The organism is Limnohabitans sp., assembly GCF_031538885.1.
In the GTDB taxonomy this organism is placed as follows: Bacteria; Pseudomonadota; Gammaproteobacteria; order Burkholderiales; family Burkholderiaceae_C; genus Limnohabitans.
In genome coordinates this window covers 1-16,515 of the sequence record NZ_JAVKLW010000100.1, presented here as the reverse complement: position 1 = coordinate 16,515, position 16,515 = coordinate 1, and the positions used below count along the sequence as shown (strand labels likewise).

General features: G+C 51.0%; 17 protein-coding genes. All 17 read right to left on the bottom strand.

Features of this window, described 5'->3' with window-relative positions; genetic code table 11:
* Positions 1-2: 2 nt before the first annotated feature.
* Positions 3-1,988, bottom strand: coding sequence for a nucleoside-diphosphate sugar epimerase/dehydratase (locus RMS03_RS08050; protein ID WP_310626558.1), 1,986 nt, complete (start codon positions 1,986-1,988; stop codon positions 3-5).
* Positions 1,985-2,581 carry a sugar transferase gene (locus RMS03_RS08045; protein WP_310626557.1) on the bottom strand — a complete coding sequence of 199 codons (597 nt, stop codon included), beginning with the start codon at positions 2,579-2,581 and terminating at the stop codon, positions 1,985-1,987. Before RMS03_RS08045 ends, RMS03_RS08050 begins: the two co-directional genes overlap by 4 nt.
* Positions 2,581-3,735 carry a DegT/DnrJ/EryC1/StrS family aminotransferase gene (locus RMS03_RS08040; protein WP_310626556.1) on the bottom strand — a complete coding sequence of 385 codons (1,155 nt, stop codon included), beginning with the start codon at positions 3,733-3,735 and terminating at the stop codon, positions 2,581-2,583. Before RMS03_RS08040 ends, RMS03_RS08045 begins: the two co-directional genes overlap by 1 nt.
* Before the next feature lie 23 nt (positions 3,736-3,758).
* Positions 3,759-4,628, bottom strand: a complete 870-nt coding sequence (locus RMS03_RS08035) for a hypothetical protein (RefSeq protein ID WP_310626555.1) — start codon at positions 4,626-4,628, stop codon at positions 3,759-3,761.
* A complete protein-coding gene (locus tag RMS03_RS08030; protein WP_310626554.1) occupies positions 4,613-5,248 on the bottom strand; it encodes a PIG-L deacetylase family protein in 636 nt (211 codons plus the stop codon). Before RMS03_RS08030 ends, RMS03_RS08035 begins: the two co-directional genes overlap by 16 nt.
* Entirely contained in the window at positions 5,245-6,501 is a 1,257-nt protein-coding gene (locus tag RMS03_RS08025) for a glycosyltransferase family 4 protein (protein ID WP_310626553.1), read from the bottom strand. Before RMS03_RS08025 ends, RMS03_RS08030 begins: the two co-directional genes overlap by 4 nt.
* Positions 6,498-6,914: a UDP-N-acetylglucosamine 2-epimerase gene (locus RMS03_RS08020; RefSeq protein ID WP_310626552.1), complete on the bottom strand. Its 417-nt coding sequence runs from the start codon at positions 6,912-6,914 to the stop codon at positions 6,498-6,500. Before RMS03_RS08020 ends, RMS03_RS08025 begins: the two co-directional genes overlap by 4 nt.
* 74 nt (positions 6,915-6,988) lie before the next feature.
* Positions 6,989-8,101, bottom strand: a complete 1,113-nt coding sequence (locus RMS03_RS08015) for a glycosyltransferase (protein WP_310626551.1) — start codon at positions 8,099-8,101, stop codon at positions 6,989-6,991.
* 121 nt (positions 8,102-8,222) lie between these two features.
* Entirely contained in the window at positions 8,223-9,539 is a 1,317-nt protein-coding gene (locus RMS03_RS08010; RefSeq protein WP_310626550.1) for an O-antigen ligase family protein, read from the bottom strand.
* Between the two features lie 36 nt (positions 9,540-9,575).
* Positions 9,576-10,286, bottom strand: coding sequence for a class I SAM-dependent methyltransferase (locus tag RMS03_RS08005; RefSeq protein WP_310626549.1), 711 nt, complete (start codon positions 10,284-10,286; stop codon positions 9,576-9,578).
* Between the two features lie 2 nt (positions 10,287-10,288).
* The gene (locus RMS03_RS08000) at positions 10,289-11,569 is read right to left on the bottom strand and encodes a hypothetical protein (protein WP_310626548.1); all 1,281 of its coding nucleotides are present in this window, start codon (positions 11,567-11,569) and stop codon (positions 10,289-10,291) included.
* Positions 11,566-12,702 carry a DegT/DnrJ/EryC1/StrS family aminotransferase gene (locus tag RMS03_RS07995; protein ID WP_310626547.1) on the bottom strand — a complete coding sequence of 379 codons (1,137 nt, stop codon included), beginning with the start codon at positions 12,700-12,702 and terminating at the stop codon, positions 11,566-11,568. The genes RMS03_RS08000 and RMS03_RS07995 overlap by 4 nt, the downstream gene beginning before the upstream one ends.
* A 3-nt stretch (positions 12,703-12,705) precedes the next feature.
* Positions 12,706-13,107: a PIN domain-containing protein gene (locus tag RMS03_RS07990; RefSeq protein ID WP_310626546.1), complete on the bottom strand. Its 402-nt coding sequence runs from the start codon at positions 13,105-13,107 to the stop codon at positions 12,706-12,708.
* Positions 13,104-13,340 (bottom strand): AbrB/MazE/SpoVT family DNA-binding domain-containing protein, encoded by a 237-nt coding sequence (locus RMS03_RS07985; protein ID WP_310626545.1) that lies wholly within the window; start codon positions 13,338-13,340, stop codon positions 13,104-13,106. Before RMS03_RS07985 ends, RMS03_RS07990 begins: the two co-directional genes overlap by 4 nt.
* A 78-nt stretch (positions 13,341-13,418) precedes the next feature.
* A complete protein-coding gene (gene wbpD, locus RMS03_RS07980) occupies positions 13,419-13,988 on the bottom strand; it encodes a UDP-2-acetamido-3-amino-2,3-dideoxy-D-glucuronate N-acetyltransferase (protein ID WP_310626588.1) in 570 nt (189 codons plus the stop codon).
* 11 nt (positions 13,989-13,999) lie between these two features.
* Positions 14,000-15,067 carry a Gfo/Idh/MocA family oxidoreductase gene (locus tag RMS03_RS07975; RefSeq protein ID WP_310626544.1) on the bottom strand — a complete coding sequence of 356 codons (1,068 nt, stop codon included), beginning with the start codon at positions 15,065-15,067 and terminating at the stop codon, positions 14,000-14,002.
* 11 nt (positions 15,068-15,078) lie between these two features.
* A complete protein-coding gene (locus RMS03_RS07970; RefSeq protein WP_310626543.1) occupies positions 15,079-16,377 on the bottom strand; it encodes a nucleotide sugar dehydrogenase in 1,299 nt (432 codons plus the stop codon).
* Positions 16,378-16,515 lie beyond the last annotated feature (138 nt).

Genomic DNA, 16,515 nt, shown 5'->3' with positions numbered 1-16,515 from the left:
TATTAATTTGATTCATTGGTTTTAGTTAAATACACCCAGTCCACCACATCACCCTCTGGCTGGTAGCCACTCACGAGGTCTTGCAGCAATGTGCGGATTTGCGGTACGTCGTTGACATCCAACGCTAGGCTCAACGCGGCTAGCTTGCGTTGCAACTCAGCCCAAGGTAAAAAATCTTCATGGGCTTTCATGATACGAGGATGAATGGTTGGCAAAGGATTGTCACCAATCAGCAACTCTTCATAGAGCTTTTCGCCCGGGCGTAAACCTGTGACCTGCATCTCAATATCGCCATTCGGATTGGCCTCGTCCTTGAGGCCAAGACCAGATAACTCCACCATGCGCTTAGCCAAGTCAGCAATCTTCACGGGCTCACCCATGTCGAGCACAAAGACATCGCCACCACTGGCCATCGCACCGGCTTGAATCACCAACTGCGCGGCTTCAGGAATCGTCATGAAATAGCGGGTGATCCGTTCATCCGTCAGCGTGATCGGGCCACCGTCTTTGATCTGCCGCCGAAATAGGGGCACAACAGAGCCCGAAGACCCCAGCACATTGCCAAAGCGCACCATGCTGAAGCATGTCTTATGACCTGCTTGTGCCATCACATCGGCCTGCGCTTGCAACACCATTTCAGCCAAGCGCTTGCTGGCACCCATGACGTTGGTTGGACGAACCGCCTTGTCGGTACTGACGAGAACAAAATCGGATACGCCGTGATCCACCGCTTGCATCGCCGTGGTCAAGGTCCCCAGCACATTGTTTTTGATTCCCTCTGCTGGGTTGTGCTCCACCAAGGGCACGTGCTTATAGGCAGCAGCGTGATACACCGTATGTGGCTTCCATGCGCGGAAAATTTCGGCCATGCGTGCATCATCACGCACATTGGCGAGCAAAGGAACCAATGACACAGGTGCTCCAGCAGCAGTGGTCATTTGGCTTATCAACACTTTCAGCTCTTGCTCTATGGTGTAAAGCGCAAACTCTGTCAACTCGAGCAGCAGCAAAGTAGTGGGGGCCAAGTTCACAATCTGTCGGCACAACTCCGAGCCAATAGAGCCGCCCGCCCCCGTCACCAGCACCACCTTGCCTTTGATATTTTTGGCGAATATCAAGGGGTTCGGCGGTATGGGGTCGCGCCCCAGCAAATCCTCAATGTCCAGCTCTTTCAAGTCGGACACTTGCACCTTGCCTTGGGCCAAGCCCATCACGCCTGGCAAGGTCCGCACTTGCACATGAGAGGCACGCACCAAATCCAGAATTTCATTGCGTCTTGCTCGTGATGCCGACGGCATAGCCAAGAACACCTGCGTCACTCGTAGTTTGGCTGCCAAGCTCAAAATAGTTTGAGGGTCGTATATTTTTAGACCATTCAATACTTGCTTGTGCAAACGACTATCGTCATCAAGCAAGCCCACCACCACTAACTGCGAACTGGTTTTCAGTGCCGCAGCAAGCTGACGCCCCGCCGAACCCGCGCCGTAAATTAAGACACGAGGCAAACTATCGCGCCCCCAAAGGCCTTGATATGTACCACCCAGCCAATAACGTATAAATGCCCGAGATAGGGTGACGCCTAGGAGCAATAACAAGGGCTGAAGCACACCCACTGAACGCGGCACCCCCGGTACGCTGACAAGGGTAAAGGCGAAGCCATAAATTACGGCGTAGATACTAATTGCTTTTAAGACCGTCAATAACGCGGGCAGTCCAGCATATCGAAAAATAGCGCGGTACAAACCGAAAACAATGAACAACGGCAACGCAAATGCCACAGAGCCAAGAAAAGCTGTGAAATGTGCATGCGTCCAAGGCGTCCATGACTCGAGCCTCAAATCAAACGCCATCCATACCGTGATTGCGCAAAGCAATATATCGGCACCTAATGCCAAAGATCGTTTTGCAGATCGAGGTAGTCTTAGGAGGAAATTTGTCAAAACTTGATTGTTAGTTTCTTGCAATCGAGGATGGGGATGAGTTTTCATCGCGCAATAATCACTCGGAGTGTTGAAAAAATAATAAGCAGATCGCCGATGAACGAACTATTTTGTACGTACTCCACGTAGTAACGTAATTTGACTGGCAACACTTCATTGACATAAGCGTTCTGCGGATCTGACGCGGCACCTAAGATTGTGCTTTCATCTTTGTACTCAATGGACGCCCAATCGGTAATACCTGGCTTCACTGATAAAACGATGTCCTTTATCTCTGGCGGATAGCAGTCTACATACTGGGGGACCTCTGGCCTTGGTCCAACCAAACTCATACGCCCCACCACAACGTCAATCAACTGCGCCAATTCGTCTATTTTGTATCGACGTAAAAAACTGCCGACACGTGTAACACGGCGGTCCTGCCCAACGGTGATCTTAGGCCCTCGGCTTTCAGCATCAGAAGCCATGGTTCTGAACTTGTGAATGCGAAATGGTTTGCCAAACTGCCCTATTCGCTCTTGCCTAAAAAACACAGGCCCCGAAGACTCTAATTTAATCAATACAGCGACGACCACAAAGACGGGCCAGAGTAGCAACAAGCCCAATGTACTGGCGATCAAATCAAATAACCGCTTGACCATCACTTCAATGCAACTTTGACTGCATTCACCACACGCACGACATCTGCATCAGTCATGCGGGTGTACAAAGGCAACGACACCGTGCGTTCGAAAACACGCTGACTCACAGGGAACATCTCAGGGGTCAGCTTGTAAGTGTCGCGCCAATAAGGCTGCAAATGCAGCGGGATGTAGTGCACACTGCAACCAATGCCCTGCTCAAACATGCGCTCAATGAACACATCACGCGCCACGCCTGCGCCATCGGCCAGCTGCGTCACATACAAATGCCACGAATGCATATCGCCCGCTGCCGCATGCGGCGGACGAATGATGGGCAAACCCGCCAAAGCCTCGTCGTACAACGCGGCAATGTGGGCCCGCTTTTGCTGAAACGCATTGGCCTTTTTGAGCTGGTGAATGCCCATCGACGCCGCAATGTCCGTCATGTTGTATTTGAAGCCAGGTGCCACGATCTCGTAATACCAACTAGGCGCTTTGGATGTAAATCGGTCAAACGCATCGCGATTGATGCCGTGCAGCCGCATCACGCGGGCGCGTTTGGCAATCTCTGGGTCACGGGTCACCAGCATGCCCCCCTCACCGGTGGTGATCGTCTTGTTGGCGTAAAAACTGAACACCGTCACATCGCTGGCCAGCGTGCCAATCAACGCACCATCGCAAGTGGTGGGCAAGGCATGCGCCGCATCCTCCATCACCTTGAGGCCATGCTGCTTGGCCAAAGCCAACAAGCGCGTCATATCGGCAGAACGACCGGCAAAGTGTACGGGAATGATCGCCTTGGTCCGTGGCGTCATCGCCCGCGCCACAGCATCTACATTGATGCAAAGCGTGTCGGCATCCACATCCACAAACACTGGATCAGCGCCCAAGTAACGAATGATCTCGGCCGTGGCCGTGAAGGTGTGCGTGGTAGTGATGACCTCATCGCCAGGGCCAATGCCCATGGCCTCCAGGCCTAGGTGCAGACCCGCCGTGGCCGAATTGACGGCAATCGCCTCTACGCCACCGCCCAAGTAAGCAGCAAAGTCAGACTCAAACTGCTTGGTCTTGGGGCCCGTAGTAACCCAACCGGAACGCAGGGCCTGCACCACTTCGGCAATTTCTTCTTCACCGATTTCGGGGAGGGCAAAAGGTAAAAATGTATCGTTCATCATTGGCTCTTAGTTTTGTAATTTCAACTTTTTGAAATCAAAATTCGCGCGGGGTTACCCGCAACCGTTACCCTATCAGGAACGTCCTTAAGAACGTTTGAACCAATACCGACTAGTGCACCAGTACCAATTCGCTTCTGCTGGATGATTGAAGAGTTTGGCCCGATCCACGATCCACGACCTAAAACAACACCACCACTTAATTCTGCGCAAGCAACCACCATGGCTCCCACACCAATGTGAACGTTATGAGCAACATGCACATGGTCATCCACCTTGGCATGATCTTCAATCACGGTGTTACCCAGAGTACCCCGGCACACAGTGGTCAAACTGCCCACCTCCACATCGTTACCTATCACGACATAGCCCAAATGAACAAGTCTTAATGGCAAACCGTCTTCATCCCGCTCAAATCCAAAGCCATCTTGCCCAATAACCGCGCCTGATTTAATAACACAATCTGCCCCAATACGTGTCCCCTCGCCAATGAAGGCAAACGGCAACACAACGCTTCGTGGGCCGACTTCGACACCAGGTGCTATAAAAGCCTGAGGACTGACTTGAGCGCTTGGGTGAATAACCGGTTCGGCATTAGGCCGTACAAAGCCGACATTTTTTTCAATTTGATCTAGCGCCCTAGCAAATGCCAAACGAGGGTTAGCAGCGACCAAAACGCAAAGTGATTTTTCGGCTGCAGCTTCGTGTGCAATCAGGATCGAATTATCAAGCACTGACTGATCTGGAATAGCCTTTGCAAAACACAAAACACCATCCCCGCGGTGTGATAGCGGAGCCACACTTTCTACCGTGAAATCTTCGCCCCGTAACTTTAAACCACCCCATTGGGCTATTTCAGATGCCGATACTTTTTGCTTTAACTTATGACCCATCTCACCACCTCAAATGCTTCCGCATAACGTTTACCAATCTGAACCCCACGTGTCAAAGCCAAACTACCTATAAATTCGGCGCTTGCATAGTCACGGTGTTTTTGTGATTCGTACATGCCGACGGCGCGAATTTTCACTTTAAGATTTTCTTCAGATAAATCAACAAAACAGCTGGTCCGAAAATCGAGGTTATTCCACGGCACCTCATAACCCAGCATCGTAGTTCGTTTGAATGCACGAAAACCTTCCTGAGCAATGATCTGATGGTCTTGATGTGTATCGTTAGCACTGGGCAGAAACACCATATCCGGCTGATACTTGCGACTTAACTCAATCATCTTGTCGAGAATTGACTGCCGCAATTCCGGAAATCGCCGGACTTCAAAATCAAACACCAAGCAGTCTTCGTCAGCAATGCCCAACGCAGCTGTGGCCTTGCGTACCTCAGTGCGAAGAATATCACGCGGCAAATGCGGCAAAACTGATTGCTCGGCGGCAGAAAATGCCACATAAACCGCACGCACCCCCTTTGCTACATATTTTGCAATCGTGCCACCACACCCAAACTCACCATCGTCGGTATGGGGAGCAAGTATCAAAATCGTTTTTATTAGTTTCATTTTCTTAAACCTATCTTCTCCACAGCTTTTATAAACTTCGCAGCCAACACATCGTACGTGTGATGGGCCAGTGCATAAGATCTCCCCTTTTCACCCATAGCCATACGCGCACTGGGCGATAGCGAAGCCAACTCACGAATTGACTTTGCCAAGTCTATAGATGCTTCTGCTAGCACCGCCAAGCCACAACCAGCCTCAGCCACCGGATCATTCCCCGCCTCAATAGCGTAAAGAATCGGCACACGAGCCATCATGTAATCGATCATTTTGTTTGGGGACACCCCAAACCTGTATATCGGGTGCTTGGGCGCCCCGAGATAGGCCATGTCGACAGATGCCAACAATGCAACCATCTGCGCCTTTGGTACGGGGTCAAACATCTGAACATTGATCAAACCCTCAACACGACAACGCGCTTGCAAACGGAGGCGTTCGTGACCATCACCGACTAAGATAAAGGTCAATTCCTCGTTGCGTAAAAGAGCCGCCGCGTCCAACAAGGTATCCAAAGCATTTGGCAATCCGTGCGAACCGGTATAGGCCACAACCAAATGCCCGACTGCGTGCGCGGCATCAATGGCGGCACGTATGTCTTCGCGCACAGGGGCAGGAACTTTGTCCTCCCAGTCATCCAAAGAAACCCCATTGGAGACGACCACCAGACGCTCCAGTGGAAGGCCTTTTTGTGCTGCATGTGCTGCAACATTCGGCAGCATTGAGACGACCAAGTCGGCATCTCTATAAGCCGCATCTTCAGCTGCTTGGCACAGTCTAATAAATGGGTGCGAAGGAGACATGCCACCAATTTCAATTGGCGAAAGCGGCCACAAGTCATGGACTTCGAAGATCAGCTTGGCATTTGCCAATTTAGCAAAACGACGCGCCAACCATATGTCCATCGGGTAAGTGCTAGAAGCTATGACTACATCTAGTTTAAATTCATCCGAAATCTGACGTGACGCAAAAAAAACACGCCCCAAAAAAGTAGCAATGTTACGAACCCGAGAAACTCCATTACCCTTGTACTTTGGTGTCGCGAACCATTGGTAATCAATACCTTCAATAGATTCGCACCAAGTAGCTTGCGCACCAAAGTTGCGCTTAGGCTGATGAGAACGCACATGCGAGAAATCAGCCCCGAGTATTCGCACCTTGTGTCCAGCCCTCACCCACTCACGCGCTAGGTAATAAGGCCTGAACTCCATGCCATGCTGGGGCGAACCCGCGTAGTGATTGATCAACAGAATATTCACGAAGTCAAGCCATCTAACAACCGCTGAACAATACGCTGCGCCGCACCCCCCGTCCCATAAGGCTGCACATCCGCCCCGCGCTGACCCACTGCGTTCAAAACGGCTGCTTGCACTGCATTGGCGCTCAGCGGTGGCACAAGACAGTTCCAACCTGCATCCACCAGCTCCACCCATTCTGTTTCGTCGCGCAAGGTCACGCAGGGCACACGGTAAGTCAGGATGCGGTTAATTTCTTCAGGCATGGCCATGTTGAAGCTGCGCAAACCGGCCTCTACATGCGCCACCAGAATGTGCAGCTTGGCGGCAGCCAGCGCCCCAGCCAAAGTCGGATTGGTGTCGCCGTACACCAGAACTGCATCAGGCTTTTCTGCCAGCAAGACTTTTTCAACCTGCTCGAGCATGCGGCTCGTCATTGAACCGAGCACTTTTAAAAAGTTAAATTTTCGCATCAAAGCAATCGCCAGCTCGTGGCAAGCGATTGTTTCATTCAGGTTTTCTGGTGTTTAGCGATAACCCGCTCATACACGGCGATCATGTGCTGCACGCACGCATCCCAGGAATAATTGGCCAACACATGGGCGCGACCTGCACTGCCCAACTGTTGGCGCAGCGCTGGACTTTGAATCAGTTGCAACAACGCATCGGCAGCCGCTTGCGCATTTTCTTTGGGAACCACCAAACCAGTTTGTCCGTGTAATACCACCTCGGGTAAGCCCCCAGCATCTGACACCACCACGGGTAACCCAACGGCACTGGCCTCTATAGCGGCCACTCCAAAGCTCTCGCTCTCGCTCCGGCTCAACGCCACAAAAATATCGAACTTGTGCAATTCTGCGGGCACTTGGTCATGTGTCACTGGACCCACAAATTCCACAACTTCGGCGACCTGAAGCTGATTCGCCAACTGTTGCAAGACGGCTGCATCTGGGCCACCGCCCACAATGCGTAAGTGCAAACGATTGGACAAGTCAGCGTCTATTTGCGCCAAGGCACGACGCGCCAAAGCAAATGCACGAATCAATACATCTATGCCGTATTTGGGTGACAGTGTTTTGACGGTGCCAATCACCAAAGGGGAGTCTGCAGTCCGTGTTTCTCGCGCCTGTGGTGTGAAATGCCTGCAATCCACGCCAAACGGGGTGATCGCTATCTCGCCAAGGCTAGGCACGAGGCTACGCGTTTGCTCCGCCATGCAATGGCTGGTAGAGGCGATGGCATCAGCTGCTTGAAGGTTGGACACCACACCCCAACGGTGCAGAGGGGATTTGTACGGAAAATCGTAAACGTCACTACCCCAGACGGATAGAATTATTGGCTGAAAGTTAACCAAGGCAGATAGAGCTCCATAACCACTCGCGTAATGTGCATTAACTAAATCGGGCCGCTCACGCTTCAACATTCGAGCTAAATGCCACGCATTCAAGAAATAACCCCTGGAACCAGAGAATGGCAACTGCAACAGTCGGACATTAGATGGAGGGACATAAGCATCGTCAACGTGTTGAGTAACAAGAGTAATTTGCAAGTCACGCGCACTAAGACCATGCACCCAACGCTGCATATGAATTGAATTCGCTGGGCCAAGTAGAAAGACTTTCAATCAATATCTCCTTTTTCGTGTCGATTGCTCGCATGTGCTGATAGCAGTCTCTGCCACTAGCGGTGGTTCGTAGATGGAAAATCATTTAAATTAGCCACCAATTCCCGGCTGCAAGCATGGGTCACAATGGCCTTTCCGATGCTTTCGGAATTATCAACCGTCGAGCCAAGCCGAGCACCACACCCATGAGCGCCCAGAAAGCGGTAAAGAAATAGACCGAACTAACTGTGATCGATGCAATCGGAGCCATCAAGCCAATCAAAACAAAGTTCCGCCTCAACCTTTGGTCTGGAATATTCGATAGTGCACGCAACATGAGAAGCCAAGCAGAAATCCATGGGAGCGCACCCACGATCCCGTACTCTGCAAGGATCTCGAGAGGAGGGTTGTGAGGATTAGTAATCGCTCCCGCTTGAAAATGTTCGGCAGAAATCAAACTTTCTAGGCGGCCAGGGCCTACGCCAAACCAAGGTCTTGCGATCCAAAGATTCCAAATTTGCAGGGACAAGCTGACGCGGACACCAATGGAGTCCGATCCAGCTGCAAGTTCGTTCAATTCAAGGTTCTCAGCAATGACATTGGTGACGATGCAAACCCTGTCTGGCAAGTATTCGCCACAGACCGGCATGTCCGCCAGCACAGCGCTCATCGAAAGATAAATAGCAAAAGCAGCAACTCCAAGCAGCACCAAATATTTCTTCGCCCTAGCTACCAATAAAATCAACCACTGCAAAATCAGGACGGCGAACGCAATACGAGATCCGCTCATAACGATGATAAAACTAACCGAACCAACGACAAAATATCTAAATGCAGAGTTTGCGAATAAAGCAGCGAGCGGGATGGCGCATACGCACATCAGCGCCAAATTGTTTTGGTTACCATAAAAAGCTGTTGGTACATTCAACAACATTGGCGCGATATCAATATTATCCAGATTCCCCTGAAAACTTGAATATCTTGATATTGGAAATCGCCAACCCGATAACATCTCAACAGCGCAAGCAGCAGTCAATATTAAGAAATAAATCTTTAGAGCCCGAATAGATTCACTCAGCAGCAGTGTGCGGCTTGTTGTTATTGCTGCCATGGAAAAAGTCGCAAAAGAAAGCAACAACATCATAAAATTCATTAATACTGGCGCAGGATCTTGACTCCAACCTAGACTCAATAAGCAATACAAGAGAATCGTTGCTCCTAGCAAGATTTCACCCATAGCGGACGAAGACAAGACAGTACTTTCTATTGAACGTGGCAACAGTAATAACCAGCCAAAGTAGATAATTATGCAGAAGTGGCTAACGTATATACCTCCATAACCCAAAGCTGGACCGATTAATGCAAATAATATTGCATATGTGGCAGGAGGTAGCGGCCCCAATCCTGCTCGATCGACGTCAAATGAACGCTTCACCAGATTACTCATACCATCAGCCACGGGCATCTTTTTTACGTGTGAATCTAAGCTTCAAAATTATTTCTCAAAAATGGCAAGCGTAATCTGTTTATTCATCTTTGAGGATCCCCTACATGCGGCAATCATCAGGCGCCATAGGAAAAACACCATCGATTTCCACCGGGCATTGAAGTGAGGTTCGCAGATGCTAGTTAGTTCTATCACTTTAAACCCCGCCTCCTCTGCGTGACAACCCAGCATCCAAGAGGGAATCAACGTCACATGCCCGGTAGAAAAATAACAGTTCCGATCGAAGACATAGTATCTCTCCTGAAACATTGATAGAGCGACGGACATCGCCGACACTGGATTCGGCGTTGTCACCAGAAGTTTCCCGCCCGGCTCAAGCAGCGCGTATAAGTCGCGTAAAAACTGACGCGGATTATCTAAATGCTCAATAACCTCTATAGCCACGATTTGGCTGTATTTCAGCTCGCTCAACTTTGATTGCCACCCCGAAACGTTGAAATCCGCTACTGTGGGCTGTATCGAGGTAACGCGCCAACCTTTACTCGATAGATCGACGGGGTCCACAAAAAATCCCCCATCGATCATCCTTTGGGTTAAGGCACCCGATCCAGCAGCCAACTCAAGAACGGTGCGTTTTTGCTCAAATCTGTGTGAAATAACACCCATCACAACTTCATGCAACCCTTTCGCCGCATGAATGGGAATGGACTTATATTGTTCCGAAGTGATATCAGCTCGATGTACCCGTGTAGATTTCATAATTAAATTTCCTGTGTTAAACTTTCTTGTGCTTTTGCTCGTCCGATCCAAAGATTGATCAATGGAATCAAAGTAATATTACTCATTTGTCGGCTAATATAAAGTGCTGAAATCATCTCCGCGCCTATCCAGCATACCGCCACTACCCAGGCATGAAGACCATAAAATTGGCTAAACAAAAAGCACAAAAACATAGTTGAAAATATTCTCAGTGCCGCCTGTTGCGCGTTCGCGCGAAATCTCCCAGCAGAAACAGCAATAGTGGAACAAGCTCGACCGATTAAAATTGGATAAGCCCCCAAAAACATTATTGCTGCCACACTGGATGCGCTTGAAAAATCAGTCCCAAAGATGACCGGAATGATATAAAAAACAATCGGCGAAGCAATAATCGCGAGGACTCCAACTCGTACACAAATCAGCATTACACGAGTAATCTCGGTGGAGTTGATACTAAAATCGTCGCGACTCACCCAACGATTGACCAACATCGGACCAACCATCTGCAGCGGAAGTCCAATAGCTTGATAAACCATAATGCCAACACTGAGCCAACCAAGTTCTCTTGTATCTACAGCGTATTTCTGTAATAAATACAGACTTAAGTAGGTTTGAGAAACGATCAGAACTTGCTGAATGAAAGCATCTAAGCCGTTTTTAAGGAGAGATGCCCAAGGTAATTTGACTGAGGCAACTGGCCCTAGATCAGCAAAAAGAAACATAAATATTAATGAACCGATCACAACAATGAGAGCAACAATCGCGCTGAGTTCAGGAAAGGATATTGCAATCGAAACTCCGGCGGTGGATGCTACTAAAAAGACCGCGAAAAAGGCTACGCTGGGTAGTACCGTGTGCCAAGAAAATGCATTGCCGTCATAAACCGTCAAAAGTACCGCACGGGAGAGGTTATTGAAAATGATAGCAACAGCGCAGAATGAAAGCAGGAGAGCACTTTCGAAAGTACTCGCCAAGTCCTGAGGGAAAACCGTCAGCAGCATTGCCGCAATAAAAATGAGTACCGCGAGAGAATACAGAGATGAGTAGACGAGCAGACGCCGTCGATCTGCTCCAGAATGGTGAATCGCATGGATGATGCTCTGGGCAAAACCAAAGCTTCCGAAGGCGACGAGCAAATCGATCAGAGACTTTCCAGTAGCGAATATGCCTTGTGCAGCCGCCCCTTGAGTACGTGATACAACAAGCGCTAGAAACAGTAGAAGTACTGGACTGCTGGCTTGGATGCAGGCTGCGCCAACGAGCTTGTTCCGAAATGCTGTCATGCCGTCAAGGGAATTGAAGCAACAAGCTGGCGCAGGATCTCGCGTTGATCAGACTCTGAGAGAACCGCACTCATCGGCAAACTCATCGCCCGCTGCGCAACCGCATCACCCACGGGCAAGCAAGCTGCGGCATCAGCCACGGCAGGTTGCTTGTTCAGGGGGATGGGATAGTGCACTGCGGTAGGAATGCCTAGTTGTTTGAGTTGCTCTTGCAAGGCCTCCCGTTCTGGCACTTGGATGGTGTATTGAGCCCAGGCGCTGGTGTTGTGAGGTTCTAGATGGGGGGTGACGATACTGGCTATGTCGCCGTCGGCTGTTCGCTGTCGGAGACCGCTCCCACACAAGCGGGTGTTATAAGTATCGGCGACTTGTTGGCGGGCGATCAGCTCTTTGTCAAACACCGCAAGCTTGGGCAGCAGAATGGCGGCTTGGATAGTGTCTAAACGGCTGTTCACCCCAACACGCACATGGTGGTAGCGACGATCCTGTCCGTGGCGGGCGATCTGACGCATGACTTTGGCCAGTTCATCGTCGTTGGTGAAGATGGCGCCGCCATCGCCGTAGCAACCCAAGGGTTTGCTAGGGAAGAAGCTGGCACAGGCAATGGTCGATAGGTTGCAGCTTTTGCGGCCTTTGTAGGTCGCACCAAAGCTTTGGGCGGCATCTTCAATAACAGGTATGCCATGTTTAGCTGCAATGGCGTTGATGGCATCAAAGTCCGCACACTGGCCGTACAAGCTGACCGGAATGATGGCTTTGGTACGCGGCGTGATGGCTGCCTCTACTAAGGCAGGGTTCAAGTTGTAAGTGCGGGGGTCAATGTCCACATACACCGGCTTGGCACCGAGCAACGCCACAGTTTCGGCGGTGGCAATATAGGTGAAGCTGGGAGTGATGACCTCATCGCCAGGGCCAATGCCTAGCGCCATTTGGGCGATTTGCAATGCATCGGTACCGTTGGCAACTGTGATGCAATATTTGGCACCGGTGTAGGCGGCCAGCTTTTCTTCCAGCTCGGCCACTTCGGGGCCGAGGATGTATTGGCCATGGTCCAGTACGCGCTGAATGCCCGCGTCAATCTCGACCTTCAGGCGCAGGTATTGGGTTTTGAGGTCGATGAAAGTGATATCCATGGCTTAGTGCACCGCAAACGGGTTTTGAATTTTGATAGGGCCCACACCCAGCCCTTCGTGCATGTCCTCACTCAGGAGAGTGCTGGCGCTGCTTTGGATGGCTGTAGCCACAATGTGGGCATCGTAAAAGGATAGCTGGTGCTGCTGGGCAATGCTCACCGCTAGGGCATGGGTATCGACCGTCAAAGGCAGCACCTTGCAATTGGCCTTTAAGGCCAACAACAAGTCTTGAACTTCAGGCCAAGGCATGCTGAACTTACGGCGGCAGACTGATGTGACCTCGTTGAGCACTTGCACACTGATGTACGGCTGCTGGGACAGCAGGGCTTCTGCTTTGTCTGCTTTGCACGCGTCGGCTGAGAGCAAATACAAAACCACGTTGCTGTCGAGAAAGACCTGACTCATGAGGCTTCTTCGTTCGCCTCTAACCGGTTGAAGTGAAAGTCTGCAGGCAAGCGCCCACGTAACTGGCGCAGACGGACAAGCAATTCAGGAGGGCTTGGTTTTTTGCTCACCTCAAACTGGCGCTCACCCAAGAGGTGCAATTCCACCTCTTCGCCCTCTTTGAGCTGCAAGGCAGCCACAAGCTGCGCTGGAAAACGCACCGCCAGCGAATTACCCCATTTAGCGACTTGCATCACAACCTCCTTTTGATATACATTTTTTATTGTATATCCACTTGATGGGGCGAATCGATTTGAATGATTACATTGAAATCACTTGAGTGATAAGTGGTTGCTATTCAGGGCATAGCTCTGGCCGGTGTGCGGGCAGGTGTACTTGCCCTGCCCGCACACCGGCAGTGGAATCTGTTCGCCAAACTCGCTCATCCAGCCGATTTGACGGGCGGGAACGCCCACCATGAGCGCGTAAGGCTTGACGTCTTTGTTGATGACGGCGCCCGCACCCACAAAAGCATATTCCCCTACCGTGACACCACAGACGATGGTGCAGTTGGCGCCCAAGGTTGCGCCTTTTTTAATGAGGGTTTCTCTATATTCATTTTTGCGCTCAATTAATGAACGTGGGTTGTAGACGTTGGTGAACACCATGCTGGGGCCGCAGAAAACGCCTTCTTCTAGGGTGACGTTGTCGTACACGCTGACATTGTTCTGGATCTTGCAGTTATCACCGATGGTGACTTTGTTACCCACAAAGACGTTTTGACCGAGCGAAACGCACTTGCCGATACGAGCCCTGCCACAGACATGCACAAAGTGCCAGACGCGAGAGCCTTCGCCAATTTGCGCACCGTCGTCAACAATAGCACTGGGGTGAATAGTCACACCTGAATAATTCAAGGTCCGCACTCCAGTGGCAGCGACACCTTCGTACCATCTTTGGCCGAACGATATAGGGCGACTAGAAGCTCCAAGCTCTTCAACCCTGAACGCCCATCCGTTTCAGCCTCGGCCTCCCCACGCAATGTTTGGATGACGTTGCCGTAGTACAGCGGGTGACCAAACCCATAAACGCTCGTTGTTGCGTAGCTGGCGTTTTTGATCTCTTCGTCTTCAGGCCGTGTATCAGCGAATTCCCACGCTTGTATTTCATTCACGGCCACGCCCCCTACTCGGACAGTCCCTTTTTCACCCAAGATGGTGATTGAGCCCTCAAGGTTCTTGGGGTAGGTGAGCATGCTGACGTTGAGCGTCCCCATGGCGCCGCTACGCCATTTGATAACAGCCACACCACTGTCCTCCGCCTCAATATGACGGGCCTGGGTTGCGGTGTAGCTCATCACGCTTTCGACAGGGCCAATGATCCAGTCGAGCAAGTCAATGTAGTGACTGGCTTGATTCATAAAAGCACCGCCATCAAACTCCCAGGTGCCACGCCAACCGTTGCCTTGATCGTAATAGTCTTGTGGACGCGTCCAAAACACGTTCAGCGCCACGTTGTAGATGCGCCCAAAGCGGCCCTGCTCTACCGCGTGTTTGAGCAGTTGCAAAGTTGCATTGCGCCGATTTTGTTTGACCACAAACAATCGAACAGCTGCGTCGTCACAGGCCTTGACCATGCGCAAACCATCTTGCCAGCGGGTAGCCATAGGTTTTTCGGTCATCACATGTTTGCCTGTTTTAGCAACGTCTACGGCCTGCTGTGGGTGCAGGCCACTGGGAGTGGTGAGAACCACCAGATCAGCCGTTGTGACCCGCAACAAATCTGCCAATTGGGCGTGTCCTTTAGCGCCAGTGCGCTCTACGGCCAACTTGAGTGCGACTGGGTCTATGTCACAAACATCGACTAGCTCAACATGGTCTGCGTGGCTTTGTATTGCACCAAAGTGGTTGGCCGCTATGCGACCGCAGCCAACTAGTGCAAGGCGCAGTTTGCGACCTGTGATGGGTGTGTAAATTTGCATGGTTGAAATTATCAAAGACGAAAAACAGTAAAGCCGGCATCTGCCAGCGCATGACGGCTGTACAAACTTTTAAGGTCCCCGACCACAGGCTGATGCGCACCATGGCAATGGCTGCGCAGCTGCTGTGGCGTGAGGGATCGAAACTCTTGGTGTCCCACAGCCACGATGAGACTATCTACCTTGTGGTTTGAGTCGATCTGCCCCAAGGCGATTCCATATTCATGTTGCACCTCAGCCGCGCTAGCCCACGGGTCGGTAACGATCACATTGACGCCCCAGCCTTGCAGCTCTTTGACCAAGTCAGCCACCTTGCTATTGCGAATATCGGGGCAATTTTCTTTAAACGTAATGCCCATCACGCCAACCGTGCTGCGTGACACATCAATGCCGTTTTGAAGCATGCGCTTGATGATGCCTTGTGCAGCATAACGCGCCATGTCGTCATTGATACGGCGACCTGCCAAGATGACTTGCGGGTGATACCCTAGCTCCTCAGCTTTATGCGTCAGGTAGTACGGATCCACTCCGATGCAGTGCCCGCCCACCATGCCTGGACGAAATGGCAAAAAGTTCCATTTGCTACCTGCGGCTTCTAACACTTCAAGTGTGTCAATGCCAATGCGGTCAAAGATAACCGAGAGTTCGTTCACAAAAGCGATGTTGAGGTCACGCTGACTGTTTTCAATCACCTTAGCAGCCTCAGCCACTTTGAGACTACTGGCTTTCCAAGTACCCGCCTTGATGATCTGTTGGTACAAAGCATCCACCGCATCCGCCACCTCGGGTGTGCTGCCACTGGTGATTTTCTTGATGGTGGTTAAGGTGTTGACCTTGTCACCAGGGTTGATGCGCTCAGGGCTGTAGCCGCAGAAAAAGTCTTGGTTAAATTTAAGCCCGCTGAACTTTTCAAGTACGGGTACGCACACCTCCTCAGTGGCTCCAGGATAGACGGTGGACTCATAAATCACCACACCACCTACTTTTAGTGCTTTAGCGACGGTTTCGCTGGCTTTCACCAAAGGAGTCATATCCGGACGATTGGCTTGATCGACGGGTGTGGGCACAGTCACAATAAAAACCCTCGCCTCACACAAGTCCTGCACAGTGGCGCTGTAGCGCAAGTGCGCAGCGCTACGCAGGTCCTCAGGGCTGCATTCCAGCGTGTGGTCTTGGCCAGATTGCAGCTCGGCAACACGCGCTTGGTTAATGTCAAAACCAATGGTTGCCCGCTGTTTGCCGAATTCAACGGCAAGGGGCAAGCCCACGTAGCCGAGCCCAATGATTGCGACAGTTGATTGTGAGATGTTCATTTGGCGGATTCAAGGACGAAGTGCAACACGCTTTAACGAGGCATGGAATACCTCGTGAGGTGTCTTGAATCCTAGTCGCTTTCTGGGGCGGTGATTCAATCGGTTTTCAATCATAGTCAATTCCTCATCCGTCACGGT